General features: G+C 72.5%; 19 protein-coding genes. 7 read left to right on the top strand and 12 right to left on the bottom strand.

The window, feature by feature from the left end:
* Window positions 1–42 precede the first annotated feature (42 nt).
* The gene (locus tag BS73_RS22270) at window positions 43–441 is read right to left on the bottom strand and encodes an NADH-quinone oxidoreductase subunit A (protein WP_037575134.1); all 399 of its coding nucleotides are present in this window, start codon (window positions 439–441) and stop codon (window positions 43–45) included.
* 246 nt (window positions 442–687) lie between these two features.
* On the opposite strand from BS73_RS22270, the gene BS73_RS22265 reads away from it, so the two are divergent.
* Both BS73_RS22265 and BS73_RS22260 read left to right on the top strand, forming a co-directional pair.
* Complete coding sequence (locus BS73_RS22265; RefSeq protein ID WP_051940274.1) at window positions 688–1,911, top strand: sensor histidine kinase; 1,224 nt, start codon at window positions 688–690, stop codon at window positions 1,909–1,911.
* Window positions 1,912–1,966: 55 nt separating this feature from the next.
* Window positions 1,967–2,665, top strand: a complete 699-nt coding sequence (locus tag BS73_RS22260) for a sensor domain-containing protein (RefSeq protein WP_161789692.1) — start codon at window positions 1,967–1,969, stop codon at window positions 2,663–2,665.
* 217 nt (window positions 2,666–2,882) lie between these two features.
* Here BS73_RS22260 and BS73_RS22255 read toward each other — a convergent pair whose 3' ends face one another.
* From BS73_RS22255 to BS73_RS22225, 7 genes are all read right to left on the bottom strand, one after another.
* Window positions 2,883–4,619, bottom strand: coding sequence for an N-acyl-D-amino-acid deacylase family protein (locus BS73_RS22255; protein WP_037575129.1), 1,737 nt, complete (start codon window positions 4,617–4,619; stop codon window positions 2,883–2,885).
* Window positions 4,620–4,774: 155 nt separating this feature from the next.
* On the bottom strand, window positions 4,775–5,896 hold the full coding sequence (locus BS73_RS22250; protein WP_037575128.1) for an LLM class flavin-dependent oxidoreductase: 1,122 nt from the start codon (window positions 5,894–5,896) through the stop codon (window positions 4,775–4,777).
* Window positions 5,897–6,016: 120 nt separating this feature from the next.
* Complete coding sequence (locus BS73_RS22245; RefSeq protein WP_037575125.1) at window positions 6,017–6,847, bottom strand: SDR family NAD(P)-dependent oxidoreductase; 831 nt, start codon at window positions 6,845–6,847, stop codon at window positions 6,017–6,019.
* A 21-nt stretch (window positions 6,848–6,868) separates the two neighbouring features.
* The gene (locus tag BS73_RS22240; RefSeq protein WP_322987290.1) at window positions 6,869–7,852 is read right to left on the bottom strand and encodes a TIGR03619 family F420-dependent LLM class oxidoreductase; all 984 of its coding nucleotides are present in this window, start codon (window positions 7,850–7,852) and stop codon (window positions 6,869–6,871) included.
* 7 nt (window positions 7,853–7,859) lie between these two features.
* The gene (locus tag BS73_RS22235) at window positions 7,860–9,077 is read right to left on the bottom strand and encodes an amidohydrolase family protein (RefSeq protein ID WP_037575122.1); all 1,218 of its coding nucleotides are present in this window, start codon (window positions 9,075–9,077) and stop codon (window positions 7,860–7,862) included.
* 275 nt (window positions 9,078–9,352) lie between these two features.
* Window positions 9,353–10,438, bottom strand: coding sequence for a S1C family serine protease (locus BS73_RS22230; protein WP_152617685.1), 1,086 nt, complete (start codon window positions 10,436–10,438; stop codon window positions 9,353–9,355).
* A 102-nt stretch (window positions 10,439–10,540) separates the two neighbouring features.
* Complete coding sequence (locus BS73_RS22225; protein WP_037575116.1) at window positions 10,541–12,085, bottom strand: FadD3 family acyl-CoA ligase; 1,545 nt, start codon at window positions 12,083–12,085, stop codon at window positions 10,541–10,543.
* Between the two features lie 244 nt (window positions 12,086–12,329).
* Here BS73_RS22225 and BS73_RS22220 point away from each other — a divergent pair, with 244 nt between their 5' ends.
* The 3 genes from BS73_RS22220 (at window position 12,330) to BS73_RS22210 (ending at window position 15,089) form a co-directional block, all read left to right on the top strand.
* On the top strand, window positions 12,330–13,571 hold the full coding sequence (locus BS73_RS22220; RefSeq protein ID WP_037580634.1) for a thiolase C-terminal domain-containing protein: 1,242 nt from the start codon (window positions 12,330–12,332) through the stop codon (window positions 13,569–13,571).
* Window positions 13,568–14,095 carry an OB-fold domain-containing protein gene (locus BS73_RS22215; RefSeq protein ID WP_037575113.1) on the top strand — a complete coding sequence of 176 codons (528 nt, stop codon included), beginning with the start codon at window positions 13,568–13,570 and terminating at the stop codon, window positions 14,093–14,095. Before BS73_RS22220 ends, BS73_RS22215 begins: the two co-directional genes overlap by 4 nt.
* A gap of 244 nt (window positions 14,096–14,339) precedes the next feature.
* A complete protein-coding gene (locus BS73_RS22210) occupies window positions 14,340–15,089 on the top strand; it encodes a polyprenol monophosphomannose synthase (RefSeq protein ID WP_051941517.1) in 750 nt (249 codons plus the stop codon).
* Window positions 15,090–15,179: 90 nt separating this feature from the next.
* Here BS73_RS22210 and BS73_RS22205 read toward each other — a convergent pair whose 3' ends face one another.
* The 3 genes from BS73_RS22205 to BS73_RS22195 all read right to left on the bottom strand — a co-directional run bounded on the left by BS73_RS22205 (window position 15,180) and on the right by BS73_RS22195 (window position 20,703).
* Window positions 15,180–16,289 (bottom strand): glycosyltransferase, encoded by a 1,110-nt coding sequence (locus tag BS73_RS22205; RefSeq protein WP_051941516.1) that lies wholly within the window; start codon window positions 16,287–16,289, stop codon window positions 15,180–15,182.
* 62 nt (window positions 16,290–16,351) lie between these two features.
* Complete coding sequence (locus tag BS73_RS22200; RefSeq protein ID WP_084704264.1) at window positions 16,352–19,312, bottom strand: bifunctional glycosyltransferase/CDP-glycerol:glycerophosphate glycerophosphotransferase; 2,961 nt, start codon at window positions 19,310–19,312, stop codon at window positions 16,352–16,354.
* Window positions 19,313–19,515: 203 nt separating this feature from the next.
* Window positions 19,516–20,703, bottom strand: a complete 1,188-nt coding sequence (locus BS73_RS22195; RefSeq protein ID WP_051940272.1) for an acyltransferase family protein — start codon at window positions 20,701–20,703, stop codon at window positions 19,516–19,518.
* Between the two features lie 124 nt (window positions 20,704–20,827).
* Between BS73_RS22195 and galE the strand changes: the two genes are divergently transcribed.
* Window positions 20,828–21,811, top strand: coding sequence for a UDP-glucose 4-epimerase GalE (galE, locus tag BS73_RS22190; RefSeq protein WP_037575107.1), 984 nt, complete (start codon window positions 20,828–20,830; stop codon window positions 21,809–21,811).
* Window positions 21,812–21,869: 58 nt separating this feature from the next.
* Here galE and BS73_RS22185 read toward each other — a convergent pair whose 3' ends face one another.
* Window positions 21,870–24,350, bottom strand: coding sequence for an outer membrane protein assembly factor BamB family protein (locus tag BS73_RS22185; RefSeq protein WP_037575104.1), 2,481 nt, complete (start codon window positions 24,348–24,350; stop codon window positions 21,870–21,872).
* Between the two features lie 587 nt (window positions 24,351–24,937).
* Here BS73_RS22185 and BS73_RS22180 point away from each other — a divergent pair.
* Complete coding sequence (locus tag BS73_RS22180; RefSeq protein WP_037575101.1) at window positions 24,938–25,585, top strand: TetR family transcriptional regulator; 648 nt, start codon at window positions 24,938–24,940, stop codon at window positions 25,583–25,585.
* The last annotated feature ends 90 nt before the right edge of the window (window positions 25,586–25,675 follow it).

Here is a 25,675-nt window from a genome sequence, read left to right as displayed (position 1 = left end):
CCGGCCCGGTCTGCCCGCCGTCGGCGCCGCCGTGGGTGTGGGTCAGTCGGTCCATCGCAGGACGCCCTTCTTCCAGGCGTAGAGCAGGCCCACGGCGAGGAAGCCGATGAAGACGAACATCTCCACCAGCGTGGTCGCGCCGTAGCCGGGCGCGGCGAAGACGGTCGCCCAGGGGAAGAGGTAGATCGAGTCCACCGCGAAGATCACGTACAGGAAGGCGTAGACGTAGTACCGCACCTGGGTCTGCGCCCACTGCTCCCCCACCGGGTCCACGCCGCACTCGTAGGCGAGGAGCTTCTCCTGCGTGGGCGCGTACGGGCGGAGCAGCCGGTTGGCTCCGAACGCTACGGCCAGGAACACGGCGCCCAGCACCGCCAGCAGCCCCACGACGGCGTAGCCCCCGAAGTAGCCGTGCGCCGTCGGCATCGGCGTCCCCTCCATGATCTGCGAGCTTCCCTGTCTTGACCGAAATCTTATTTGCGTGCTCTTGACGTGTTGTACGGACGGGAGTCTAGGTCCCCCGGGGTCCGGGCCGTGCACGCCGCCCAGCGGTCGAGACCGTAGGGGGTAGGGATATCCCCCGGTCGGGGACGGCGACGCACCCCATGGCTCCCCCGCCGCCTACCCGGCAGGCTGGGAGTCGTAGCAGAGCCGAGCACCCGAGTCTTCCCTAGGACGGCACCCGACATGAGCAGCGTCGAAGAACGCGGAGAGCGCGGAGCGCGCGCCCCCCTGTACGGGGCGCGCACCTGGCGCGCGGTCGCCCATCTGCTCTCCAACCTGCCGGTCGGCATCGTCGGCTTCGTCTTCACGGTGACCGCGATCGCCGTCGGCGTGAGCACGGCGGTGACGGTGGTCGGCCTGCCGCTGCTGGCCGCCGGGCTGACCGGGTGCCGCGCCTTCGGCTCCTTCGAGCGCCGGCGGGCGCGGGTGCTGCTGGGAGAGGAGATCCCGGACCCGCCGCCGGAGCGGCGCCGCGAGCAGCGCGAGCCCACCTTCATGCGGTGGCTGGCGGTGGCCCTCGGCGACGGGCTGAGCTGGCGGACCGCGATGTACCTGGTGCTGATGCTGCCGTGGTCGGTGATCACCTTCAGTGTGACGCTGGTCTCGGTGATCGCCCTCTGGCCGCTGATGCCGTGGATCGTCCGGGCGCTGGCCACCGTCCACCGGGCGATGGCGGCCGCCATGCTGGCACCGTCCGACCTGGAGGCGCGGGTGGAGGAGCTGGAGGACGACCGGAGCACGGTCGTCGACTCGGCCGCCGCCGACCTGCGCCGGATCGAGCGCGATCTCCACGACGGCGCGCAGGCCCGGCTGGTGTCGCTGGCGATGGATCTGGGGCTGGCCAAGGAGAAGCTGCTGGAGGGCGGCGGGGACCCGGCGGCGGCCGCCGCGATGGTGGACGCCGCGCACGGGGAGGCCAAGCTGGCCCTCCAGGAGCTGCGGGACCTCGCCCGCGGGATCCACCCGGCGGTGCTCACCGACCGGGGGCTGGACGCCGCGCTGTCCTCGGTGGCCGCGCGCTGCGCGGTGCCGGACGGGGTGCGGGTCACCACCGATCTGCCGGAGGGGGCGGACCAGGCCTCCCGGCCGGACTCCGCGGTCGAGGGGATCGCCTACTTCACGGTGAGCGAGCTGCTGACGAACGTCGCCAAGCACGCGGAGGCGCGCAGCGCGCAGGTGGACGCCTGGCGGAAGGAGGACCGGCTGCTGGTGCAGGTCCGGGACGACGGGCGGGGCGGCGCGCGGGAGACGCCGGGCGGCGGGCTGGCCGGACTGGCCGAACGGATCCGTGCGGTGGACGGCGTCTTCGTGGTGGACAGCCCCTACGGGGGGCCGACGACGGTGACGGTCGAACTGCCGTGGCGGACGCGCGGCACGCGGACGCGGGGCACGCGGTCCGGCCGCTGAGCGGGGCCGGGCGGCCCGGATGGGCCCGGGCGAGCGGGGAGAAAGGATCATGGAGATGGCTGCGGCTGAGCGGATGGCGATGAGTTCTCGGGTTTCACCGGCGTCGGAGCGGGCGTCGCGGTCTGTGCCGGAGGAGCGGCGGACCGGGTTTCTGACGGCGCCGTTCAGCGGGCGCACCTGGCGGGAGACCCTGCAGCTGCTGGTGAACCTGCCGGTGGGGATCGCGACCTTCTGCTGGGCGGTGATCATGGTCACGGCGGGGGCCGGGCTGGTGATCACCTTCATGGGGCTGCCGATCCTCGCCCTCGCGTGCGTGGGGGCGCGCGGGTTCGCGGCGATGGAGCGGGCGCGGGCCCGGGCGCTGCTGCGGGTGGACGCGGCGGGGCGGGCGCCGCTGCGGCGGCAGTCCGGGTGGATCGCCACCCAGCTGCGGGACGGGGGCGGCTGGCGGGCGCTGCTGTACTCGGTGCTGCTGCTGCCGCTGGGCGTGGTGTCGTTCACCGTGGCGCTGACGTTCTGGACCGTCGGGCTGACGATGGCGCTCTATCCGCTCTACGAGTGGGTGTTCCCGCGGTATGTGGGCTGGCCGGGGATGCAGGTCTTCCAGGACGCGCATCGGACGATCTACCTGGACTCCGTTCCGGAGATCGCCGGGGTGTGCGCGGTGGGGGTCGTGCTGGTGTTCGTGACGCCGTGGATCGTGCGGGGGCTGGCGAATCTGCAGCGCGCGATGGTGCGGGGCTTGTGCGGTTAGCCCCGGCCCCGCCGAGCTGCCGAGGGATGAAGCCCGAAGGGCGAATCCAGGGGCGCGGGGAACTGCGCGGCCCGCCGCTTACGGTCCGCATTCGGCAGCGGAGTTCGGGTTGCAACCCGGTGTCCGTTGCCGGGTGCGGCGCCGTTTTGCGCTGGCCGCGCAGTTCCCCGCGCCCCTTACCTGCGCCTGCGGCGCTGCGCCGGGCCGGGCCGGGGGATCACGCTCGGGTGGGGACGGAGTAGGTGTCCTCTCCCGAGCGGAGGATCCTGCCGGGGATGGCGCCGGTGGTCGCGCCCTCGCGGATCACCTCGACGCCGTTGACCCGGACGCTGTGGACGCCCTCGGCGTCGGAGTGGAGGCGGGGGCTCTCGCCGGGGAGGTCGTGGAGGAGGGTGGCGGCGCCGGCGTCGATCCGCTCGGGGTCGAAGAGGACCAGGTCGGCGTGGAATCCCTCGGCGATCAGACCGCGGTCGCGGAGGCCGAGCAGCCGGGCCGGATCGGAGGTCAGCATCCGCACCGCCCGCGGGAGTTCGACCAGCTTGCGGCGGCGGAGGCAGTCCCCGAGGAAGCGGGTGGTGTACGGGGCCCCGCACATCCGGTCCAGGTGCGCGCCCGCGTCCGAGCCGCCGAGCAGCACGTCCGGGTGCTCCCAGGTGCTGCGGCGCAGCTCCCAGGAGGCCGGGTCGTTGTCGGTGGGCATCGGCCACAGCACGGTACGGAGGTTGTCGGCGGCGCAGATCTCGACCAGGACGCCGAAGGGGTCGTCGGCCCGGCCGCGCTCCGCCGCGATGTCGGCGACCTTGCGGCCGGTGAGCCCCTTGTTGGCGTCGGCATAGGTGTCGCCGATGACGTAGCGGCCGAAGTCGCCGAGGCGGCGGAAGACGCCCGCCTCGGGGCTTGCCACCCGGCGCAGCAGCTCCGCGCGGACGGCGGGGTCCAGCAGCTTGGGGATGCGGTCCGGCTTGGGGAGGTTGAGCACCTCGCCCCAGCCGGGGATGAGGTTGAGGGCGCAGAAGGTGCCCAGGGACATGTTCATCGGGGTGAGGATCGGCATGGTGAGGGCGACGATCCGGCCGCCGGCCGCCCGCGCCCGCTCGGAGGCCTCCAGCTGGCGGGGGACGCGGTCCGGGACGGCGGCGTCGATGGTGAGGACGTTCCAGTTCAGCGGGCGTCCCGCGGCGGCGGTCATGCCGACCAGCAGGTCGATCTCCTCGTCGGAGAACCTGTCCAGGCAGCCGGCGACGATCGCCTCGATCTGGGTCCCCTCGTGCTCGCCGACCGCGCGGGAGAGCGCCAGCAGCTCCTCGGGCGCGGCCCGGCGGCTGGCCACCGGGTTGCCCTCGCCGTCGGCGTGGCTGGAGGACTGGGTGGTGGACAGGCCCCAGGCACCGGCCGCCATCGACTCGTGCAGCAGCCGCACCATCGCGTCGAGTTGGGCGGGCGTCGGGCTCGCCTCGGGGTCGGTCGCGGCCGGGCCCATGACGTGCCGGCGGATCGCGCAGTGGCCAGCCATGAAGCCGGCGTTGACGGCGGTGTGCCCGTCCAGGGCGGACAGGTAGTCGGCGAAGCTGCTCCAGTTCCAGGGCACTCCGCCTTCGAGGGCGGCCAGCGACATCCCCTCGACCCTGCACATCATCCGGCGGGTGTAGTCGGCGTCCTCGGGCTTGAGCGGGGCGAGGGTGAAGCCGCAGTTGCCGCCGGCGACGGTGGTGACGCCGTGCGAGAGGGACGGGGTGGCGAAGGGGTCCCAGAAGAGCTGGGCGTCGTAGTGGGTGTGGGGGTCGACGAATCCCGGTGTGAGGACCAGGCCTTCGGCGTCCTCGCTGCCGCGGGCGGGCCCGAGGCCGGCGCCTATGGCGGCGATGCGGCCGGCCTCGATGGCGACGTCGGCTACCCGGGGCTCCGCGCCTGTTCCGTCGACGACGGTCGCGTTCTTGATGATGTGGTCAAACATGCTCGGAACTGGCCTCCCCAGGTCGTTCGTGGGTACGCGCCCCTGAACTCAGTGCCCGCAGGGGCGGAATTCAGGGGCGCGGGGAACTGCGCGAAGCGGAACTGCGGCGCCGCACACGCCGACGGTGGGCTGGGCACCCTGCACCCCGGTGGGCGTCAGGACGCCTCGCGGAAGCGGGTGGTGCGGTGGACGGGGTCGGTGTCGATCTTCGGCACCACGTGCCGGCCGACCAGCTTGATGGTCTGCAGGCAGTCCTCGTACGGGATGCCGACCGGGAGGCCGAAGACCAGCTGGTCGGCGCCGGCCTGCTCCCAGCGCTTGCACTGGGTGAGGACCTCGTCCGGGTCGCCGCAGATCATCAGCTCCTCGGCGATCAGCAGCTCGATGAACTCCTCGGTGTACTCCGGCAGCAGCTCCGGCCACTCCGGTATGCCGTCCGGCCGCGGGAAGGTGTCGTGGTAGCGGAAGAGCAGCGACTGCAGGTAGTTGAGGTTGCTGCTGGCCGCGATCCGGACGGCCTCCTTGTGGGTGGGCGCGCAGATCGCCGTGGAGGTCACCATCACGTTGTCGTTGACGTACGCGCCGATCGGCTCGGCGTCCCGGATGGCGGTCTTGTAGGACTCGACCACCCACTCCATGTCGGAGACCTTCTGCACGCTGAAGCCCAGCACGCCGAGGCCCTTCTTCGCCGCCATCGCGTAGGAGGGCGGGCTGCCGGCCGCGTACCACATGGCCGGGTGGGACTTGCCGTACGGCTTCGGCAGGATCTTGCGCGGGGGCAGCGACCAGTGCTTGCCCTCGAAGCCCGGGTACTCGTCGTTGAGCCACATCCGGGGGAACTCCCCGATGGTCTCCTCCCAGATCTCCTTGGTCCCGTTCATGTCGGTCATGCCGGGGTGGAAGCCGAGGATCTCGTGCGAGCCGGCGCCGCGGCCGGTGCCGAACTCGAAGCGGCCGCCGCTGAGGTGGTCCAGCATGGCGACCCGCTCGGCGACCTTCACCGGGTGGTTGACCTTGGGCAGCGGGTTGAAGATGCCGGAGCCGACGTGGATCCGCTCGGTGGCGTGGGTGAGGTAGCCGATGACGACGTCGTTGGCGGAGAGGTGGGAGTACTCCTCAAGGAAGTGGTGCTCGGTGACCCAGGCGTACTTGAAGCCGGACTTGTCCGCCTGGACGACGTAGTCCATCTCCTCCATCAGGGCGTGGTGCTCTGCCTGCGGGTCGCCCTGGCGGCGGCGCTCGGGTACGTAGCCCTGGATGAAGAGTCCGAATTCCATGGGTTGGGTGACCCCTTTCCGGGTGGGCCCGACGGAATCTGATGACCCGTCAGATTTCTGGGACTGTGACACGGGCGCCATGCGAGGTCAAGGCTCCCGGGCGGCACATCTGACGGTCCGTCAGAAGATGCTGACCCCGCAGAGCCAGCCGCCGTCGATGACGAACGGCTGGCCGGTGACGTAGCTGCTCTCCGCGGAGCTGAGGAAGAGCGCCAGGTCGGCGACCTCCTGCGGCCGGCCGATCCGGCCGAGCGGGACCACCCGGCCGTACAGCTCGCGCACCGCCTCGTCCATCGCGGCGGCGTCCGAGGCGTCGCCCAGCGTCTCGCCCGTGGAGCCGATGGTGACCTGGCTGGGGTTGGTCATCGGGGTGTCCACCGCCCCCGGGCACATCGCGTTCACCCGGATCCCGCTGGGGGCCAGTTCGAGGGCCGCCACCCGGGTCATGGCCAGGATGGCGCCCTTGGAGGCGGCGTACGCGGTGGTCAGCGCCATGCCGGCGTGGGCGGTGTAGGAGGCGGTGTTGACGACGGTGCCGCCGCCGGCCTCGGTGATCGCCGGGGCCGCGGTCTTCATCCCCAGGAAGCAGCCGACCTGGTTGACGGTGATGACCTGCTGGTACTCGGCCAGCGGAGTGTCGGTGAGGGCGTTGAGCCGGAGGATGCCCGCGTTGTTGACCAGCCCGTCGAGCTTTCCGTACGCGGAGACCGCCGCCGACACCGCGGCCTGCCACTGGGCCTCGTCCGAGACGTCCAGGTGCCGGTAGCGGGCGCCCAGCTCCTTGGCCACCGCCTCGCCCTGATCGTCCAGCACGTCGGTGATCAGCAGCTGGGCCCCCTCGGCGGCGAACCGGCGGGCCTCCTGCTCGCCCTGCCCGCGGGCGCCGCCGGTGATGAGTATCGAGCGCCCGGCGAGGCGCCCGCCGCCGTTCGGCGCGGAAGCGTTGGTCATCTCACTCCTCGAGTCGGTCGGTCATGCGGTGGGGACCAGTGGCAGGACCTCGGTCGCCAGTGCGGAGAGCTGGTCCAGGTACTCGTCCAGGGATCTGGAGCGGGGACGGATCTGGAGGTGGGTGGCGCCGGCCGCGCGGTAGCGGGCGAAGAGCCCGGCGAGCCGGTCCGGCTTTCCGGTGACCGCCCGTCCGGTGTCCCAGCCCGGCTCGCCGACGTAGACCGGGGGCGCGATCGCGTTCACCGCGAACGGCCGCTCCGGCGGCCGGAGTCCGCGCACCAGGGCGAGCATCTCGGTGAGCGAGTCGAGGTCGTTCCCCTGGGAGAGCCAGCCGTCGGCGTGGAGGGCGGCACGGCGGACGGCGGCGGCGGAGTGGCCGCCGACCCAGATCGGGGGCCGGGGGACGGCCGCGGGGCGGGGGCTGATCCGCAGGCCGTCCAGGCGGCCGGTGGAGAGGGCCGTCTTGAGCTCGCCGACGGCGCTGGTGAGCAGGGCACCGCGGCGGTGGAAGTCGACGCCGAGAGCGGCGAACTCCTCCTCGACATGGCCGGCGCCGACGCCCAGGATCAGCCGCCCGGCGGAGAGGGCGTCCAGGCTGGCGTACTGCTTGGCGAGGAGCAGCGGGTGCCGGAGGGGCGCGACGGCGATCGCGGAGACCAGGGCGACCCGCTCGGTGACGGCCGCGCAGTGCGCGAGCACGGCCACCGGGTCGTACCAGGTGGCCCCCATCGACCCGGCCAGCCGGTCGGGGATGCCGACGTGGTCGCAGGCGGCGACGTAGTCGAGGCCGATCCGGTCGGCGTGGGCGGCGGTGGCCGCGATGGCGGCCGGGCCCGCGGAGCCCTCCCAGTCCTCGACGAAGATCCGGCTCTGCGCCTGGACCGGGAGCTGGATGCCGAACCGCATGGCGGCCACGGACTCGGCCCCCGCCTCGGTCGCGGCCTCGGTTCCGGCCTCGGTTCCGCTCTCGGTTCCGGCCTCGGTTCCGGTCCGGGTCTCGGTCACGGCCGGTTCACCCGGCCCACAGGCCCTCGGGGGTGAGCACCAGGAGGTCTATGGCGTTGTCGCGGACCAGCCTGGAGACGGTCTCCGGGGGCAGGTGGCCCATCTGCTGCTCGGCTATCTCGCGGGACTTGGGCCAGGTGGAGTCCGAGTGCGGGTAGTCCGTCTCGTAGAGGACGTTGGCCTCGCCGATGGCGTCCAGGTTGCGGACGCCGTGCGGGTCGTCGAAGAAGCAGCCGTAGATGTGCCGGGCGAAGAGCTCGCTGGGGGGCGTCAGCACCTTGTCGGCGACGCCGCCCCAGGCGCGGTTCTCCTCCCAGACCACGTCGGCGCGGGCCAGGATGTAGGGGATCCAGCCGATCTGGCCCTCGGCGTACATCAGCTTGAGGTCGGGGTAGCGGTCCAGCTTGCCGGACATCAGCCAGTCGACCATCGAGTAGCAGCAGTTGGCGAAGGTGATGGTGGAGCCGACCGCGGGGGGCGCGTCCGCTGAGGTGCTGGGCATCCTGGAGCTGGAGCCGATGTGCATCGCGATGACGGTGCCGGTCTCCGCGCAGGCCTGGAGGAACGGGTCCCAGTCGTCGGTGTGGATGGACGGCAGGCCGAGGTGCGGGGGTATCTCGCTGAAGCAGACGGCGCGGACGCCGCGGGCGGCGTTGCGGCGTACCTCGGCGGCGGCCAGCCCGGCGTCCCAGAGCGGGACGATGGTCAGCGGGATCAGCCGGCCCTGGGCCTGCGGACCGCACCACTCCTCGACCATCCAGTCGTTGTAGGCGCGGACGCAGAGCAGCGCGAGCTCGCGGTCCTTGGCCTCGGTGAAGGTCTGTCCGCAGAAGCGCGGGAAGGTGGGGAAGCAGAGCGCGGACTGGACGTGGTTGACGTCCATGTCGGCGAGGCGGGCGGGGACGTCGTAGGAGCCGGGGCGCATCTGCTCGTAGGTGATGGCCTCCAGCTTGACCTCGTCGCGGGGGTAGCCGACGGCGGTGTCCAGGCGGGTGAGGGGGCGGCGGAGGTCCTCGTAGACCCACCAGTCGGCGAGGGTGCCGGGGTCGCCGGGTTCGCCCATCCTCGGCGCGAACCTGCCGCCCTTGAAGGTCATTTCGGCGAGGGGGGCGCGGACTATTCGGGGGCCGGTCTCGCGGTGGCGGGCGGGGAGGCGCTCGCTCCATACCTCCGGCGGTTCGACGGTGTGGTCGTCCACCGAGATGATCCGGGGGAAGCTGTCCATGCGGCCCAGGCTAGCCCAAATCTGACGGGCCGTCAGCTACGTGTCCGCGACGGGCGCGGGCGATCTGACGCAGCGTCAGGTGGGCGATCCATTCACGGTCGCACAGCGACTTGGGGGCGCGGGGAACCGCGCGGCCCGCGTGCAACGGTTCCGCACTCGGCGACGGCCACTCGGTGGCAACCCTGGTTCCGTCGCCGACTGCGGGCCGCCAGTGGCCGGCCGTGCAGTTCCCCGCGCCCCCGAAGTCGCTGCGCGACCTGCGGGCGCCCGCGGCGCTACAGCGTGCCGAGGGTCACCTCGGCGGTGTGCGAGGCGCCGTCGCGGTCGTAGGTGACGGTCACCTTCTCCCCCGGCTTCTTCGAGGCCAGCGCCTCGGAGAGGGACTGAGAGGTGCTGACGGCGGTGCCGTCGATCTTGGTGATGACGTCGCCCGGCCTGAGGCCCGCGTTCGCGGCCGGGCCGCCGGAGTTGACCGAGACGACGCCCGCGCCCTCGCCGTTGAGGCCGGTGGAGCCGGTGCCGAGGACGGTCCGGGTGGTGATGCCCAGGGCCGCGCGGCCCGAGTTCGTCACCTTGCCGTCCTTGATCAGCTGGTCGGCGAGGTCGGTGACGGTGCTGGCGGGGATCGCGAAGCCGATCCCCGGCGCCGCGGAGGTGCTGCCGGACTGGGAGTCCACCGCGGCCAGCGTGTTGATGCCGACGACCCGGTCGTTGAGGTCGACCAGCGCCCCGCCGCTGTTGCCGGGGTTGATCGCGGCCGAGGTCTGCACCATGTTCGGGATGGTCGCGCCCGCCTGGCCGGCCGAGGCCGGCTCGGAGACCGTGCGGCCGACGGCCGAGACGATCCCCTGGGTGACGCTGGAGGAGAGTCCCAGCGGGTTGCCCATGGCCAGGACCAGCTCGCCCACCCCGACCTTGGCGCTGTCCGCGAAGGAGGCCGGCTTCAGTCCGGAGGGCGGCTTGGACAGCCTGATCACCGCGAGGTCGTTGGTGGGGTAGCTGCCGACCAGTGTGGCGTCCAGCGTGCTGGAGCTGTCGGCCATGGTGACCTTGAAGCTCCGCTCGCCGCCCACCACATGGGCGTTGGTGACGATGTCCCCCTTGTCGTCGTAGACGATCCCGGAGCCCAGCTCGTTGCCGGCGGTGATCTGCACGACCGAGGGGAGCACGGCCGCGACCGTGTCCTGGTAGGCCTTCTGCAGGTCGTTGGCGCCCGCCGTGGAGGCGCTGGGGGCGTCGTTGATGTTCAGCGCGGAGGCCGCCGCAGTGGACGAACCCCCGGAGTCGGAGGAGCCGGAGGTGCAGCCGGCCGCCGTCCCGGCCACGGAGATGAGCAGCAGGGCCGCGGCACCCGCTCGCATCGGCGTAACGCTACGCATGATCGTTGATCGCCACCTTGTAGAACGATATGAATTACATGGATTATCCCTTTTGTCGGATGCGGCCCCCGGCAGCAACACGCCTCAGTTCCGACGCTGCCTCAGCTCGCCCTTGAGGACCTTCCCCGAGGCGTTGCGCGGGAGCTCGTCCAGGAACTCGACCGAGCGCGGGACCTTGTAGTTGGCCAGCTCGTGCCGGGCCCAGGCGATCAGCTCCGCGGCCTCCGCGGACCGGGCGGCGGCGGTCGCCCCGGCGCCGCCCGCGGGCACCACGTACGCCTTGCCGACCTCGCCGAGGCGCCGGTCCGGGACGCCGACCACGGCGACCTCGCCGACCAGCGGGTGCCGGCCGAGCGCCTGCTCTATCTCGGCGGGGTAGGCGTTGAAGCCGCCCACGGTGAACATGTCCTTGAGGCGGTCGGTGATCCGGAGGTTTCCGGCCGCGTCCAGCTCCCCGATGTCGCCGGTGCGCAGCCAGCCGTCGGGGGTGAAGGCCCGGGCGGTCTCCTCCGGCTCCTCGAAGTACTCGCGCATCAGGGTGTAGCCGGAGACCTGGATCTCGCCCTGGCCGCTGATCCGCACCCGGACGCCGGGGATGGCGCGGCCCGAGGTGGCGGCCACCGTCTCGGCCGGGTCGCCCGGGCGGCACATGGTGACGATCCCGCAGGACTCGGTGAGCCCGTAGGCGGTGACCACGGTGCCGATGCCCAGGTCGTCGCGCATCCGGCGGACCAGCTCCAGGGGGACGACGGCGGCCCCGGTGACCGCCAGCCGCAGGGGCAGGTCGCGGGCACCCGCGTCCAGCAGCGACTGGTAGACGGTCGGGGCGCCGGGGAGGACGGTGACCCGCTCGGAGTGGATCTTGGCGAGCACCGCGTCCACGTCGAAGACCGGCTGCGGCAGGATGGTCGCCCCGCGCATCAGGCAGGTGAGGATGCCGGCCTTGTAGCCGAAGCTGTGGGTGAACGGGTTGACGATCAGGTAGCGGTCGCCGGCCCGCAGCCCGGCCAGTTCCGCCCAGGTGGCGAAGGCCCGCAGGGTCTGGCCATGGGTGGCCACCGCGCCCTTCGGGTGGCCGGTGGTGCCCGAGGTGAACATGATGTCCGCCGGATCGTCCGGGCCGACCGCCCGCATCCGCGCGGTGACCTCGGACTGCGGCGTGGAGCGGCCCGAGTCGAGGAACTCCCGCCAGCCGGTGAAGCCCTCGGGCATCCCGTCCTGCTCGCCCAGCAGCACGCAGTGCGCCAGCTCAGGCAGCGGCCACCGGTCGGCCCGGGCGGCCCGCAGCGCGGCGGCGTAACTCTGGCCCAGGAAGCGGCCGGTGACGAAGGCCAGTCTGGCGCGGGTGCGGTGGAGGAGTTCGGCGACCTCGCCGCCCTTCAACCGGGTGTTCAGCGGTACGAGGACGGCGCCGGCGCTGACCGCGCCCAGCGCGGCCGAGACGTAGTCGGGGGTGTTCGGGGCCCAGATCGCCACCCGGTCCCCCGGCGCCACCCCGGCGGCGATCACCGCCGCGGCCGCGGCCCGTACCCGCTCGCCGAGTTCGGCGTAGCTCAGCCGGGTGCGCGGGCCGACCACCGCCTCCCGGCCGGCGTGCGCCCGGGCGGCGGACTCCACCAGGGCCGGGATGCTGGGCCAGGGGACCTCCGGCGGGGCCTCGGCGGCCGCCCCCGGCGCCCGCCCCCCGCCGCGCCCCCGTCCACGTCCCCCTCCAGGCCCCCATCCACGTCAGCGCCCATGTCCACGCCCTCCCTAGGGTTTTCTGACTCGACGTCAGATTATGTCGGCGGCGGGTCGCGGCAAAAGCCCTCGCCAAGCTATTCTGACGGACCGTCAGATAATGTTCTGCGGCCTCGGGAGGGCGTGGTTCGGCATGCTCGACGGCTTCAAGGACCGCACGGCCATCGTCGGGATCGGGCAGACCCGGTTCGGCGGGCACCCGCCCGGGAGGCCGCCGGAGCATCCGGTGGAGTCCGGGAAGGAACTCGCCTGCCGGGCCGTCCTCGCCGCGCTCGAGGACGCCGGGATCGACCCCGGCGAGGTGGACGCCCTCGCCTCCTACACCCTGGAGGAGACCGACGAGGTCGAGCTCGCGGCCGCGCTCGGCCTCGGCGACCTCACCTGGTTCAGCCGCACCGGGTACGGCGGCGGCGGGTCCTGCGCCACCGTCGCCCAGCTGGCCGCCGCGATCGCCGCGGGACAGGCCACCGTCGGCGTCGCCTGGCGCTCGCGCCGGCGCGGACCGCGCGGGCGGCCCTGGCAGGCCCCCGGCGCCGCCGCCGAACCCCGGCCCGGCCCCGCGCAGCCGCGCCAGGGCGGCGAACGCCAGCCGGTCGCCGCCCAGTGGACCCGCCCGTTCGGCCTCCTCCGCCCCGCCGACGAGGTCGCCATGCTCACCCGCCGCTACCTCCACGAGTACGGCGCCACCCGCGACCACCTCTTCAACGTCGCCCTGGCCTGCCGCAACCGGGCCAACCAGAACCCGGCCGCGATCATGTACGAGCGCCCGCTGACCCGCGAGATGTACATGGACGCCCGCTGGATATCCGAGCCGCTCTGCCTCTACGACAACTGCCTGGACACCGACGGCGCCCTGGCCTGCGTGGTGGTCGGCGCCGAGCGCGCCCGGGACTGCCCGCGCCGGCCCGTCCTGGTGCACGCCGCGACCCAGTCGCTGCCGCCGCTCCACCACGGGATGGTCGACTACTGGTGCGAGGACCCGCTCGCCAGCCCGGGCTGGACCGCCGCCCACACCCTGTGGAAGAACGCCGACCTCACCCCCGAGGAGATCGACTGCGCGCAGATGGCCGACGCCTTCACCCCGCAGGTGCTCTTCACCCTGGAGGCCTACGGCTTCTGCGGGCGCGGCGAGGGCGGGGCGTTCACCGAGGGCGGGGCGCTGGAACTCGGCGGCCGGCTGCCGGTGAACACCGGGGGCGGCGGCCTCTCCGAGGGCTATCTCCACGGCTTCAACCACATCACCGAGGCGGTCCGGCAGTTGCGCGGGGACTCCACCGCGCAGGTGCCGGGGGCGTCCTCGGCGCTGGTCACCGCCGGGGAGTGCGTGCCCACCTCGGCCCTCATCCTCCGCGCCGGAGAGGGGGGCCGGCGATGACCTCCACCGCCCCCGGACTCCTCGTCCCCGCCGTGGACGAGGACGGCGCGCCGTTCTGGGACTACGCCGCCCGCGGCGAGCTGCGGATCCAGGCCTGCGCGGACTGCGGCCGGCTGCGCTTCCCGCCCCGGCCCTGCTGCCCGTACTGCAGGTCCTTCGCGAGCGAGTGGCGGCCGGTCAGCGGGCGCGGTCGGATCTGGTCCTTCGTCATCGCCCACCCGCCGCTGCCGCCCGCCTACCAGGAGCGGGCGCCGTACCCGGTGCTGCTGGTCGAGCTGGCGGAGGATCCGGGGATCCGGCTGGTCGGCGACCTCGCCGCGGAGTCGCAGCAAGGCCCCGGGCACGGACAGGGACAGGGCCATGGGCAGGGCGGCGCCCCCGCGTCCGGCGGGCCCGGTGGCGGACGGCGCCGCCGCCCGGCGCAGCGTGCGCCCGAGCCGCGGATCGGGGCCCCGGTCCGGGTGGTCTTCGAGCAGCCGCCGGTACCCGACTGCCCGCCGCTGCCGCGCTGGGCGCTGATCTGATCCCAAGGCCGCCCGGGACCGGTCCGGGGACCGTTCGGGGGGCCGTCCGCAGGGCCCTGTCCCCGCCTTCTCCCAGGTCTTTCCCCGCCCTTACCGGGCAAGTTGAACTTTGCCCCAACCCTTGCCTCAATAGGGTGACGAGGGCGCTCGGGGTTCACCCCCCGGGCTTAGGCTCCCGGCTGTGACGAAGCTTCAGCAGCAGCCCCTCCCCGCGGAGTGGGCCGACACGCCGGTGACCGTGGTCATGCCGACCTACAACGAATGCGGCAGCCTGCCGGGAACGGCCGAGGAGGTCCTGGCCCTCCCGTTGCCCGGGCTGCAGCTGATGGTGGTCGACGATTCCAGTCCGGACGGCACCGGCGAGCTGGCCGAGAAGCTCGCCACCCAGGCCAACGAGGAGAGCACCGCCGACGGCCGCCCCCGGATGCGGGTGCTCCACCGCACCGCCAAGGACGGCCTCGGCCGCGCCTACGCCGCCGGGATGGCCACCGCCGTCGAGGAGGGCGCGCGGTACGTGGTGCAGATGGACGCCGACGGCAGCCACCCCGCGGAGGCCGTGCCGCGGATGCTCGGCACCGCCCTCTCCAGCCAGGCCGGACTCGTCGTCGGCAGCCGCTACGTCCCCGGCGGCGAGCTGGCCGAGGAGTGGGGTTGGCACCGCCGGCTGCTCTCCCGCTGGGCCAACGCGTACGCCGGGACGATCCTCTCCACCCGCATCCGGGACATCACCGCCGGCTTCAACCTGTGGGACGCGGAGGCCCTGCGGGCGATCGGCCTCGGCCGGCTGGAGAGTGCCGGATACAGCTTCCAGGTCGAACTCAAGTTCCGTGCCGTGCAGGCGGGTTGGACCGCCGTCGAGATCCCGATCCGGTTCGCGGAACGGCACACGGGCGAGTCCAAGATGAGCCTGGCCGTGCAGCTGGAGTCCGCGATCGTGCCCTGGCGGCTGCGGTTGCGCGCGGCCCGCCGCGGGAGCGGCGACACCGCCCGGTGATCGCCGGGCGGGGTGCCGTACGGGCGTGATCGCCCCGGAGGGCGCCCGAAGGGCCCGTCCGGGGCGCGGGGAACCGCGGGCGCCGGAACGTTACCGCTCCAGCAGGGCGAACAGTTCCTCCCAGCGGGCTTCGATGGTGTCCGGCGCGAAGCGCTGGACGTCCTTGCGCGCGCGGTCGCCCATCAGGTCGCGCAGCTCCTTGTCGTCCATCAGGCGGCCCAGCTTGCGGGCGAGTTCGGAGGTGTTGCCCAGGGTGGCCAGGAGGCCGTCGTACTCGTCCTGGACGATCTCGCGGACGCCCGGCGCGCAGTCGAACGCGACGCACGGAAGCCCCGTCGCCATCGCCTCCAGCAGCGTCATCGGGAAGCCCTCGCCGCGCGAGGACTGCACGAAGATCGACGCCCGCCGCAGCTGGCCGGGCACGTCCTGGCTCTGGCCGAAGAAGTCGACCGAGGAGTCCAGGCCCAGCTCGTGGCACTGCTTGCGGAGGGCCTCCTCGTCCTCGCCGGAGCCGACCAGCCGCAGCGTCCAGTCCGGACGGCCCTGCGAGGCCTCGGCCCAGGCGTCGAGGAGCATGTCCAGCCCCTTCTGCTCGGTGAGCCGGCCGACGCAGAGGACGGTCTTCTGGTCGCGCGGGGAGGGGACCTCCGGCATGAAGGGCATCGGGTTGGCCATCGAGGTGGCCTGGTTCATCCCCTGGCGGATCCACAGGTCCGCGTCCTCCTGGGTGAGGAGGACCAGCCGGTCGACGTCCTTGTACCACTTCTGCACCCGCTGGAAGCGGGAGGAGGGCTTGGAGTACTCGAAGGACTCGTGGCTCATCCCGATGACCGGCAGCCCGGCCCAGTCGGCCCGCGCCACCCACTCCATCGCCCACACCTGGGTGACGATGACCATCGCCCCCGGCTTGGCCGCCCGGAACATCGCCGAGAGCTGGTCCGCCGCCCGCTGGATCTCCGCCTGCCGCCCGGCCTCCTTGCGCTGGGCGGCGACGTTCAGCCGGTCCCAGGGCTTCTTCGGCCACCAGGCCGGGCCGGGATGCGCCTCGTGCAAGGTGACCGCGCGGTACGGGAGTTGGTCGATCGGCCCGACGTCCAGGGTGCCGTCCGGGGCCGGCACGATGCCGACCTGGGTGACCCGGTGGCCCTTCGCCGCGAAGAGCGAGGCCACCTGGTGCGACCACCGCGCGACGCCGCCCATCTCGTTCCAGCTGTTCGAGATGATGAAGATGTCGCGGGGCTTGACGTTCTTCTGCTCGGCCGTCACTTGCTGCTCCTGGAGAGAAAGACCTCGTCGACGATGCGGGCGGCGGCGTCCCCCTGGTCGTACTCGCCGAACTCCTTGACGAAGCGCTGCCTGGCCTCGGCGTAGTCGACCGCGCGGGCTTCGAACTCGCCCACCGCGTCGAAGAGTTGCTCCTCGTCGAAGACCATCGGCCCGGGGGCGACCGCGGTCAGGTCGAAGTAGGTGCCGCGGGTGTCCTGCACGTACTCCTCGTAGTCGTACGTGAAGTAGATGATCGGCCGGTCCAGCAGCGCGTAGTCGAACATCACCGAGGAGTAGTCGGTGATCAGCCCGTCGGCGAGGGCGAGCAGCGGCGAGATGTCGTGGTAGGTGGAGACGTCGATGACCCGGCCGCGCACGGACGGCGGCAGCACTACCGAGTTGAGGTAGTGGCAGCGCATCAGCAGGGTGACCTGGTCGCCGAAGCGGTCGGCGAACCGCTCCACGTCGAAGGGCAGCTCGAACTTCTTCACGCCGCCGCCCTGGTGGGACCGGAAGGTCGGCGCGTAGAGCAGCACCTTGCGGCCCTCGGGGATGCCCAGCTCGCGGGCCAGCTCCTGGTCGCGCTCCCCCGACCTGCGGGCGGCGACCAGCATGTCGTTGCGCGGGTAGCCGACCCGGGCCAGCACCTCCGGCTTCAGCCGGTAGGCCCGGGCGAGGGTGCGGACGTCGTGCTCGGAGCGGATGCAGAACTTGTCGAAGCGGTCCAGCGACTTCTGGTACTGGGCCTGCTCCTGGTACCCGGCCACCTTGTACTCGGCCTGGTCGAAGCCCATCCGCTTGAGGGCGGAGCCGTGCCAGGTCTGGACGTAGGTGGTCTCCGGGCGCTTGGCCAGCTTCAGCGGGAAGCCCTGGTTGTCCACCCAGAACTCGGCCTGGGCGAGCGCCCGCAGGTACTCCCAGGACCAGCGCTTGACCAGCTTCACGTCCTTGGGGAAGCCCTCCGGCTTCGACCCGGCGTAGGACCAGATCGGCTTGATCGGCACCCCGCGCCGGACCAGCTCCTCGTAGATGGCCCGCGGGCTGTCGCTGTACTGCTTGCCGAGGTGGCTCTCGAAGACCACCTGGCCCTTCACCACCGGCAGCTTCAGCAGCACCTCGTGGTAGGCGCGGATCTTCGAGTCGCCGGAGCCGGCCTGCTTGCGCAGCCGGTCCATCCGGCGGGCGGTCCGGGTCACCGAGCGCATCCCGGTCCGGGCGATCTTGCCGACCGGGCCGAGGTCCTGGGCCTCGCCGTGCGGGCCCTGCTGGCCCCAGAAGAGCTCGTGGAACCGCTTGCTGGCGTTGCCGTGCTGGGTGAGGACGAAGGCCAGGTGGCCCTTGGCGGACGCGGACGGCTCGAAGCCGTCGGCGACCAGCCGGGTCAGCCGCGGCCGGACCGGCAGGGCGCCGCCGCGCAGGTCGTAGTCGCCGACGGTGAGCGCGGTACGGGTCTCCCGCCCGTCGGCGTCCAGGTAGAGGAAGACGTCCCAGACCGCGTCGATGACGCCCAGCGGGTGGAGCTGGCGGGCGAGGTCGGCGGTGGTCTCCCAGACGATGCCGTCGCCGTCGTAGCGGACCTCGCGGACCGGGAAGGTGAAGGACTGCAGGGAGCGGCGGCGGGCCTTGAACAGCATCCGGGCGCTCAGCCTGGCGTCCGGCCCGATCTTGCCCAGCGGGTTGACGATCCGCCCGGAGATGGTCGCCCCGTCCGGGCCCTCGTGGTAGCCGGTGATCTGGTTGCGCAGGTCGAGCTGGTCGATCCGCTTGTTGTGGTAGCCCGACTCGGTGACGTCGAGGAGCCGGCGGCCCTCCTCGGTGTCCAGGTGCGCGGCGCAGAAGTAGACCTTGCCGTCCCGCTCGACCAGCGGCGAGGACACCTTGTTCCGGTTGATCAGGGTGTCGATGGCCGGCATCAGGTTGTCCCAGTCGTCCCGGGCCAGGAGGTAGGCGCAGATCCGGTGGATCGGCGTCACCTCGTCGTAGGCCGCGGACTGGATGCCGTCCAGGTAGGCGCGGGCGAGCTCGGCGAACTCGTGCCGGAACTCCACGCCGAGGAACGGCAGGTCGCGCAGGTGGAGGACCAGGTCGTGCTTGAGGAACTTGATGTCCTTCTGCAGCTTCAGCTCGTCCAGGCCGCGCTCGGCGAGGAGCGCGTCGATCCGGCGGTGCATCTCCAGCCGGTCGGTGAAGTTCCGGATGTCGCCGCGGGAGTTCGAGATGGACTTGATCGCGGCCTTGTCCACCACGTCCCAGTAGTAGACGACGTTGGGGATCAGGGTGATCCGGCTGGCCCGGACGTACGCCTGGGAGGAGAAGAGGAGGTCCTCGTAGTGCAGTCCGCGGACGAAGACCATGCCCTGGTTGAGGAGGAAGTCGCGGCGGTAGCACTTGTTGGTGGAGAGGGTGTCCCAGACCAGCAGGTCGGGCAGCTCCGCCACGGACTCCAGGGTCTGCGTCCGCTTGTACAGCCAGGGGTACCACTCGACGGTCTTGCCGTGCCGGTTGTCCAGGTGCCGGCGGACCGTCAGCCCGGAGACCAGGTCGGCCTCGGTGCGCTCGGCGGCCTCCACCATGTTGCGGCAGGCGTCCAGCTCCAGCTCGTCGTCCGAGTCCAGGAACATCACATAGGTGCCGCGGGCCTCGGAGATGCCGCGGTTGCGGGGCTCCCCGCAGCCACCCGAGTTCTCCTCCAGCTGGAGGGCGCGCACCCGGTCCGGGTTGGCGGCGGCGAGCCGCCGGGCCACGTCGAAGCTGCCGTCGGTGGAGCAGTCGTCGACGATCAAGATCTCGACGTTGCGCAGCGACTGGTTCAGAACGGAGCTGACGGCTCGGGGCAGTCGGTCACCGTCGTTGAAGCAGATGACGATGACGCTGACGTCTGGCACGTCGCGCCCACCCTCGGCATCGGCCGGCGCGGCCTCCGCCTGGGCGTCCTGAGTCACCACGGTCGAGGTCATGCGGATTTCCTAACTGACAACTTCAGAAAGCAGGTGGCCGCGCGGCCGCGGTGACAACGCCGGGCCGTGGCCCTTGGTTCCCCGTCGGCCGCAGAACCAGGAGCTCAGACCGAACCCGGCCCACCCTTCCGATCAGGCGCCGTCGGTGACGGGTCGCCGGACCGCCGGGTAAGCCGGGCAGGTAAGAGGACTCCAGGCAAACATCATCCTATCGGAGCCTGTACAGGGGCTGGTTGGGCCACGAACTCCGGTTGGCGCCGCCAGCGCTCCGGGACGCGGGCCCGCCACCACCGCTCGGCGGGCTCCTCGACCCACCGGAACATGGCCCAGGACAGGAGGTTCGCCAGGACGCCGACGAGAAGCAGCGCGATCAGGGTCACGTTCGCGTCCGGCAGCCGGCCGATGAGCCATTCGAGGATCCGGGTGACCGACTGGTGGAGGAGGTAGAAGGAGTACGACCAGACTCCGAGGTTCACCAGGAGGCGGCGGTTCAGCAGGCCCTTCCGCCCGAGGAGCTCCCGCTCCACGAACGCCGTCACCACCAGCGCGCTCAGCACGGTGACCACCGGCCGCACCAGATAGTCCAGCTGCGCCACCAGGCTCGCGGACAGATGGGCCCGGCCCTGGTAGTAGGCGACGGTGTAGCCGAGCACCAGCAGCACCGGCAGCGCCGGGTGCATCCGCAGCCGCCAGCCGCGTTTCAGCAGAACCGCCGTGGTCATGCCGGTGAGGAAGACGGGGAGGTACACCAGGGGGGTGCGCATCACCCATCCCGCGATGGACTGGCTGAAGTTCGCTGCCGACCACCAGCACACCGCGTACATCGCCAGCAGGCTCGCCGCGGTGAGCGGCACCAGCCAGCGGCTGCGCATCCGCAGGATCCAGCCGACGGCCAGCGGGAAGAGCGCGTAGAACAGCAGCTCGACACTGAGCGTCCAGGTGACGCCGTTGCCGGGCAGCTCCGGCTGGATGTGCGGGAACCAGGTCTGGATCAGCAGGACGGAGCTGATCAGGCCGAACCAGTTGATCCGCACGCCGCTCAGGTAGTAGTCGGCGAAGATCGCCAGCGGCAGCGCCGCCAGGGTGGCCGGGAAGATCCGGCCGAAGCGCCGCCAGTAGTACGACCCGAGGTGCTCGCCCGGCTTGTAGATCCAGGTCAGCAGGAAGCCCGACAGCACGAAGAAGAAGTCCACCCCGTACGCGCCGATCTGGGAGTACGGGTAGATCAGCGGAGCCCTGCCCATACCGGTCAATCCGCCGAAGCCCGTGAAGTGGTGGGCGAACACGGCGAAGGCGGCGAAGAACCGCAGACTGGTCAGGGAGTCCAGGCGCTTCGGCAGGGGCCGCCGGATGTTCTCCGGCGGGTGGTGGCTGAGGGCTGGTCGGGACATGCGGCGCGACGCTACCGCCTCAACCTGGCAATTTCGCCCTCGGGCGCCTGAAAGTCACATGACTCACACACGACTGACAGCTCTTGTTCAGGGGCCCACCGGGGCCGAGGTTAGGATGCCCGGCATGACTTGGCTCATCACCGGCGGCGCCGGCTACATCGGCGCGCACGTCGTGCGCGCGCTGCTCGAGGACGGCAAGCGCGTGGTCGTGCTGGACGACCTGAGCACGGGCAGCGCGGACCGCCTTCCCGCGGAGGTGCCGCTGGTCACCGGCAGCACCCTGGACGGAGCGCTGGTCGAGTCCGCCATGCGCGAGCACGGCGTCACGGGCGTCCTCCACATCGCGGCGAAGAAGCAGGTCGGCGAGAGCGTCGAGCAGCCGCTGCGGTACTACCACGAGAACGTGGAGGGGCTGCGGGTGGTGCTCGCGGCCGCGGCCGCCACCGGGGTGAAGTCCTTCCTGCTGTCCTCCTCCGCCGCCGTCTACGGGATGCCGGACGTGGAGCTGGTCACCGAGGAGACGCCCTGCGTGCCGATGAGCCCGTACGGGGAGACCAAGCGCGTCGGCGAGTGGCTGGTGGCCGCGACCGGGCGGGCCCACGGGATGGGCACCGTCTCGCTGCGCTACTTCAACGTGGCCGGCGCGGCCACCGCGGAGCTGGGCGACCCGGCGATCCTCAACCTGGTGCCGATGGTCTTCGAGCGGCTGACCAAGGGTCAGCAGCCGCTGGTCTTCGGCGACGACTACCCGACGCCGGACGGCACCTGCATCCGCGACTACATCCACGTCGCGGACGTGGCGAGCGCCCACGCGGCGGCGGTGCGGCGGCTGGAGTCCGAGGGCGGCGAGAAGACCGAGCTGGTGCTGAACATCGGCCGCGGCGAGGGGGTCTCCGTGCGGGGGATCCTCGACGTGATCGGCGAGGTCACCGGCAGGGACGCGAGCGGCGAGGTGGTCGCCCGGCGGCCGGGCGACCCGGCGCGGATCGTCGCCTCCGCGGAGGCGATCTCCAAGGAGCTGGGCTGGGAGGCGCGCTACGACGTCCGCGAGATGATCGGCTCCGCCTGGGCCGGCTGGTGCCTCCGCCACCCCGAGGCCCGCGCGTAGGGCTTTCCGCCCCAGGCGCAGCGCCGCAGGCGCGGGCAAGGGGCGCGGGCCACTACAGCTAGCGGGCGGTGCCCTTCGCGGCGTCCAGGGCGTAGACGCAGCGGTCCTTGGAGCAGGCGAAGACCCGCCCGCCGGAGACCAGCGGGGAGCCGGAGACCTCGCCGCCGGTGTCCAGTTTCCAGCGCGGCCGGCCCGTCGCGAGGTCCAGGGTGTGGAGGGAGTGGTCGCGGCTGCCGACGTGCACCAGGCCGTCGGCCGCCGCCGGGGCGCCGGAGATCTCCCCGCGGGCGGAGTAGCGCCACCGCTCGCGGCCGTCCTCCGCCCCGAACGCGTACAGCACCGCCCCGGAGGCGACCAGCACCGCGCCGCCCGCGACCACCGCCGGGTCCGCCCCCTGCCGGGCCCCGCCCGTACGCGCCCGCCAGCGGAGCTCGCCCGTGGCCGCGTCGAGGGCGCTGACGGTGCCCAGGTAGTCGGCGGTGTAGAGGCCGCCGGCCTCGTCCAGGGCCGGCGGGGTGAAGAGGACGACCTGGCCCTCCGCGCGCCAGCGCTCCGCGCCTGACTCCTCGTCCAGCGCCAGCACCTGGTTGCCCGCCGTGACGTACAGCACGCCGCCGGCCAGCACCGGGCGGGACGGCACGTCCTCGCCGACCCGCCGCGACCAGCGGCGCCGGCCCGTCGTCAGGTCGATCGCGTGCAGCTGCCCGGAACCCCGGTAGTACACGGACTCGCCGACCACGCAGGGCCCGGAGTGGGGGTTCTCGTACTCCTGCTGGGCGTCGTCGGCGCGCCACATCTCGCTGCCGTCGATCGCCGAGCGGACCTGGACCCCGCCGCCGCGCGAGCCCACGCAGACCGCGCCGCCGCCCGCGTCGATCGAGTACACCCAGCCGTTGAGGCCGGTCCGCCAGGTCTCTCCGCCGTCCGTGGCGGCGACCGTGTAGAGGCTCGGCCCGTCGGCCGCGTGCACCCGGCCGTCGGCGACCGCCATCGCCCAGGCCACGTCGCGGGTCTTGAAGCGGCGCCGCCCGGTGGCGATCTCCAGCGCGTGGACCTCGAAGGAGTTGACGAAGAGGGTGCCCTCCCAGACCACCGGCCGGGTCCAGATGTCGTTGGACATCCGGAACCGCCACGGCCGCCAGCGGCCCGAGGTGGTTCCGGCCTCGCCGCCTCCGTCACCGCCGCCGCTCTCCCGGGCGGGGGCTCCGCGGTGCGCTCCGCGCCCGGTCGCGGCGGCGGAGGCGGCGGACGGCGAGTACGGGCGGGCGACCTCCCGTGCGGCGGACGGCGGGGGGACCGCCGGGGCGGCGGACGGGACCGCGAGCGCCGCCGGCGCCGGGCCGGCCTCCGCGCGCGCCCCCTGCGCCAGGAACTCGTTGACCGGTTCCGGCGCCGGCGGCGGGGGGATCGCCGGGGCCGCGTACGGGCCCGGGGTGATCGGCACGGAGACGCCCGGCAGCCGTACCGGCTCGTCCGGCGCGGCCCGGCCCGGCCGTCCCGGCGGTCCCGCCGGGGCCGGGCGCAGCGAGGGCGCGGTCGACGGGTCCCGGGTCACGGCCGGCGCCCCGGTCCGCGCCGGGGGCACCGGGGACGCCGGGGACGGGACCGGGGCGGCCACCGAGGGCTGCGCCGCGATCCGCGCGGAGCGCCGGTGCCGCCGGCGCTCGATCAGGTCCAGGGCGACCTCGGGCAGCCACTGCACCGCGTCGTCGTCGCCCTCGTCCACCCGCGCGAACAGATGGGGGGCGAGGTCCGACTGAAGGGAGGCCAGATCGGTGCGCTTCTCCGGAGCGGGCCGCATCAGGCCCTTGACCACGGCGTCCAGCTCCTCCGGCAGCCCACTGAGGTCGGTCTCCGAGCGCAGCAGCTGGAAGACGGTCTCGACCGGGTTGGCCCCGTGGTAGGGGGCGTGGCCGGTGGCCGCGAAGACCACCAGCGAGCCCAGCGAGAAGACGTCGCTCGCGGCGGTCACCCCCCGGCTGTCCCGGGCCTGCTCGGGTGACATGTACGCGGGGGTGCCGACCGCCACGTTGGTCATGGTCAGCCGGGTGTGCGAGACCCCGGCCGCGATCCCGAAGTCGATCACCCGCGGGCCGTCCTCGGTGACCAGCACATTGGACGGTTTCAAGTCCCGGTGGACGAGACCGACCTGATGGATCGACTGGAGCGCCTCGGCGATCCCCGCGGTGATCCACCGCACCGCGTCCACCGGAAGCGGCCCGCATTCGGTCACCAGGTCCTCGAGCGAGGGCGCCGGCACGTACGCGGTGGCCAGCCAGGGCACCGGCGCGTCCGCGTCGGCGTCCACCACGGCGGCCGTGTAGAAGCCGCTGACCTTCTTGGCCGCGGCGATCTCGCGGCTGAACCGGACCCGGAACAGCTGGTCCTCGGCGAGCTCCGCGCGCACGGTCTTGATCGCCACCCGCCGGCCGGCGGCCGACCTGGCCAGGTACACCAGCCCCATCCCGCCGGCACCGAGCCGGCCCAGCACCTCGAACTGGCCGATCCGACGCGGGTCATGCGCCGTGAGCTGCTCCATGTGCTCCACGTTCCCTGGCTCCTTCCCCCCGCGGCTCCCCCGTGGCTCCCCGGCTGCCCCGGCGATTCTCCCCTGCCGCCGGGCCTCCGGGCCAACCGCCCCCCAGCGCGCCGGACGCGCCTTCACCGTTGCTTCACCGGCCCCACACGCGCGGCCGCGGCCGAGCGCCCCCGCCGAAACCGAACCCGCTCGTCCGGTAACGGAGTTGACGGGGAGTTCGGCTGGAGGCCGGGTGGAGTGGTGAGGAACGGTGGGGAAACGGCGTCCTCGTCCACAGCGCGGTCACAGCCGGGGTACCCGCGGCAGCCTCGGACAACCGCCCAGCGGGGGCCGAGGCGGCGGGGCGGCGGCCCGGCGGGCTGGCGGTCCGGCGGTCCGGAAGCGATCGGCCACTCGAACGGGTGTCCTGATCCCTCGCGCCGGGGGCGGCGCCGGAAGGGCGGCCGGGAGGCCGTCAGGAGGGCCGCCGGAGGGCCGGAACCGCCGGTGAGAAGGGGCCTCCGGGCGTCCGACGGGCCGTCAGCCTGACGGCGCATCCGGTTCCACCGCCGGATCGCGCCCGGATCTTGGCTAGGTAAACTGACGGCATGACAGGACAAGTTCGCACCGTCGACGGTCGCGTCGCCGGGCGACGCGGTCAGGCCACCCGGCAGAAGCTGCTGGACAACCTCCGCGAGATGCTCAGCACGTCGCCGTACCGGGACGTCAAGGTCATCGACGTCGCCCGGATGGCGGGTACCTCCCCCGCAACGTTCTACCAGTACTTCCCCGATGTCGAGGGCGCCGTTCTCGAGATCGCGGACGATGTGGCCAAGGAGGGGTCGGTCCTCAAGGACCTCGCCTCCGACAAGTCATGGGTCGGCAAGTCCGGCTATCAGACGGCAGAGGACCTGGTGGACGGGTTCTTCACCTTCTGGGCCGACAACGAGCCGATCCTGCGAGTGGTGGCGCTCGGTGCCGCGGAAGGGGACAAGCGGTTCTTCAAGATCCGCCAGAAGATCCTCACCGCGGTCACCAACGCACTGACCGACGGCCTGAAGTCGCTCCAGTCCTCCGGCAAGGTGGAGAAGTCCGTCAGCGCACCGGCGGTCGCCGGCTCGCTGGTGGCCATGCTCGCCGCGGTGGCCGAGCACCAGAAGGGCTTCGAGTCGGCCGGCGTGAAGGCCAAGGAGCTCAAGCCCAACCTGGCCCTGCTGGTCTGCCTCGGCATGACCGGCAAGAAGCCGCCGAAGTAGACGGCGTCGGGCAAGACCGCGGCGGCGATCGGATCGGACCGACCGCCCGCACGTCGCGCGCAGCCCGGCATCCTGTCCGGCCGGGTCCCG

The sequence above is a fragment of the Phaeacidiphilus oryzae TH49 genome (genome assembly GCF_000744815.1).
GTDB classification, from domain to species: Bacteria; Actinomycetota; Actinomycetes; order Streptomycetales; family Streptomycetaceae; genus Phaeacidiphilus; species Phaeacidiphilus oryzae.
The sequence above is the reverse complement of the archived record's forward strand: the minus strand, read 5'-3'. Positions and strand labels throughout refer to the sequence as shown.

What these genes read in the sequence shown, in the direction of transcription:
- BS73_RS22255 (WP_037575129.1), bottom strand. Translation starts at nt 4,619, where the DNA reads ATGTTTGACCACATCATCAAGAACGCGACCGTCGTCGACGGAACAGGC.
- BS73_RS22265 (WP_051940274.1), top strand. Translation starts at nt 688, where the DNA reads ATGAGCAGCGTCGAAGAACGCGGAGAGCGCGGAGCGCGCGCCCCCCTG.
- BS73_RS22205 (WP_051941516.1), bottom strand. Translation starts at nt 16,289, where the DNA reads ATGGGCGGCGTCGCGCGGTGGTCGCACCAGGTGGCCTCGCTCTTCGCG.
- BS73_RS22200 (WP_084704264.1), bottom strand. Translation starts at nt 19,312, where the DNA reads ATGACCTCGACCGTGGTGACTCAGGACGCCCAGGCGGAGGCCGCGCCG.
- BS73_RS22245 (WP_037575125.1), bottom strand. Translation starts at nt 6,847, where the DNA reads ATGACCAACGCTTCCGCGCCGAACGGCGGCGGGCGCCTCGCCGGGCGC.
- BS73_RS22195 (WP_051940272.1), bottom strand. Translation starts at nt 20,703, where the DNA reads ATGTCCCGACCAGCCCTCAGCCACCACCCGCCGGAGAACATCCGGCGG.
- BS73_RS22180 (WP_037575101.1), top strand. Translation starts at nt 24,938, where the DNA reads ATGACAGGACAAGTTCGCACCGTCGACGGTCGCGTCGCCGGGCGACGC.
- BS73_RS22220 (WP_037580634.1), top strand. Translation starts at nt 12,330, where the DNA reads ATGCTCGACGGCTTCAAGGACCGCACGGCCATCGTCGGGATCGGGCAG.
- BS73_RS22210 (WP_051941517.1), top strand. Translation starts at nt 14,340, where the DNA reads ATGCCGACCTACAACGAATGCGGCAGCCTGCCGGGAACGGCCGAGGAG.
- BS73_RS22185 (WP_037575104.1), bottom strand. Translation starts at nt 24,350, where the DNA reads ATGGAGCAGCTCACGGCGCATGACCCGCGTCGGATCGGCCAGTTCGAG.
- BS73_RS22250 (WP_037575128.1), bottom strand. Translation starts at nt 5,896, where the DNA reads ATGGAATTCGGACTCTTCATCCAGGGCTACGTACCCGAGCGCCGCCGC.
- BS73_RS22215 (WP_037575113.1), top strand. Translation starts at nt 13,568, where the DNA reads ATGACCTCCACCGCCCCCGGACTCCTCGTCCCCGCCGTGGACGAGGAC.
- BS73_RS22260 (WP_161789692.1), top strand. Translation starts at nt 1,967, where the DNA reads ATGGCTGCGGCTGAGCGGATGGCGATGAGTTCTCGGGTTTCACCGGCG.
- BS73_RS22235 (WP_037575122.1), bottom strand. Translation starts at nt 9,077, where the DNA reads ATGGACAGCTTCCCCCGGATCATCTCGGTGGACGACCACACCGTCGAA.
- BS73_RS22230 (WP_152617685.1), bottom strand. Translation starts at nt 10,438, where the DNA reads ATGCGAGCGGGTGCCGCGGCCCTGCTGCTCATCTCCGTGGCCGGGACG.
- galE (WP_037575107.1), top strand. Translation starts at nt 20,828, where the DNA reads ATGACTTGGCTCATCACCGGCGGCGCCGGCTACATCGGCGCGCACGTC.
- BS73_RS22270 (WP_037575134.1), bottom strand. Translation starts at nt 441, where the DNA reads ATGGAGGGGACGCCGATGCCGACGGCGCACGGCTACTTCGGGGGCTAC.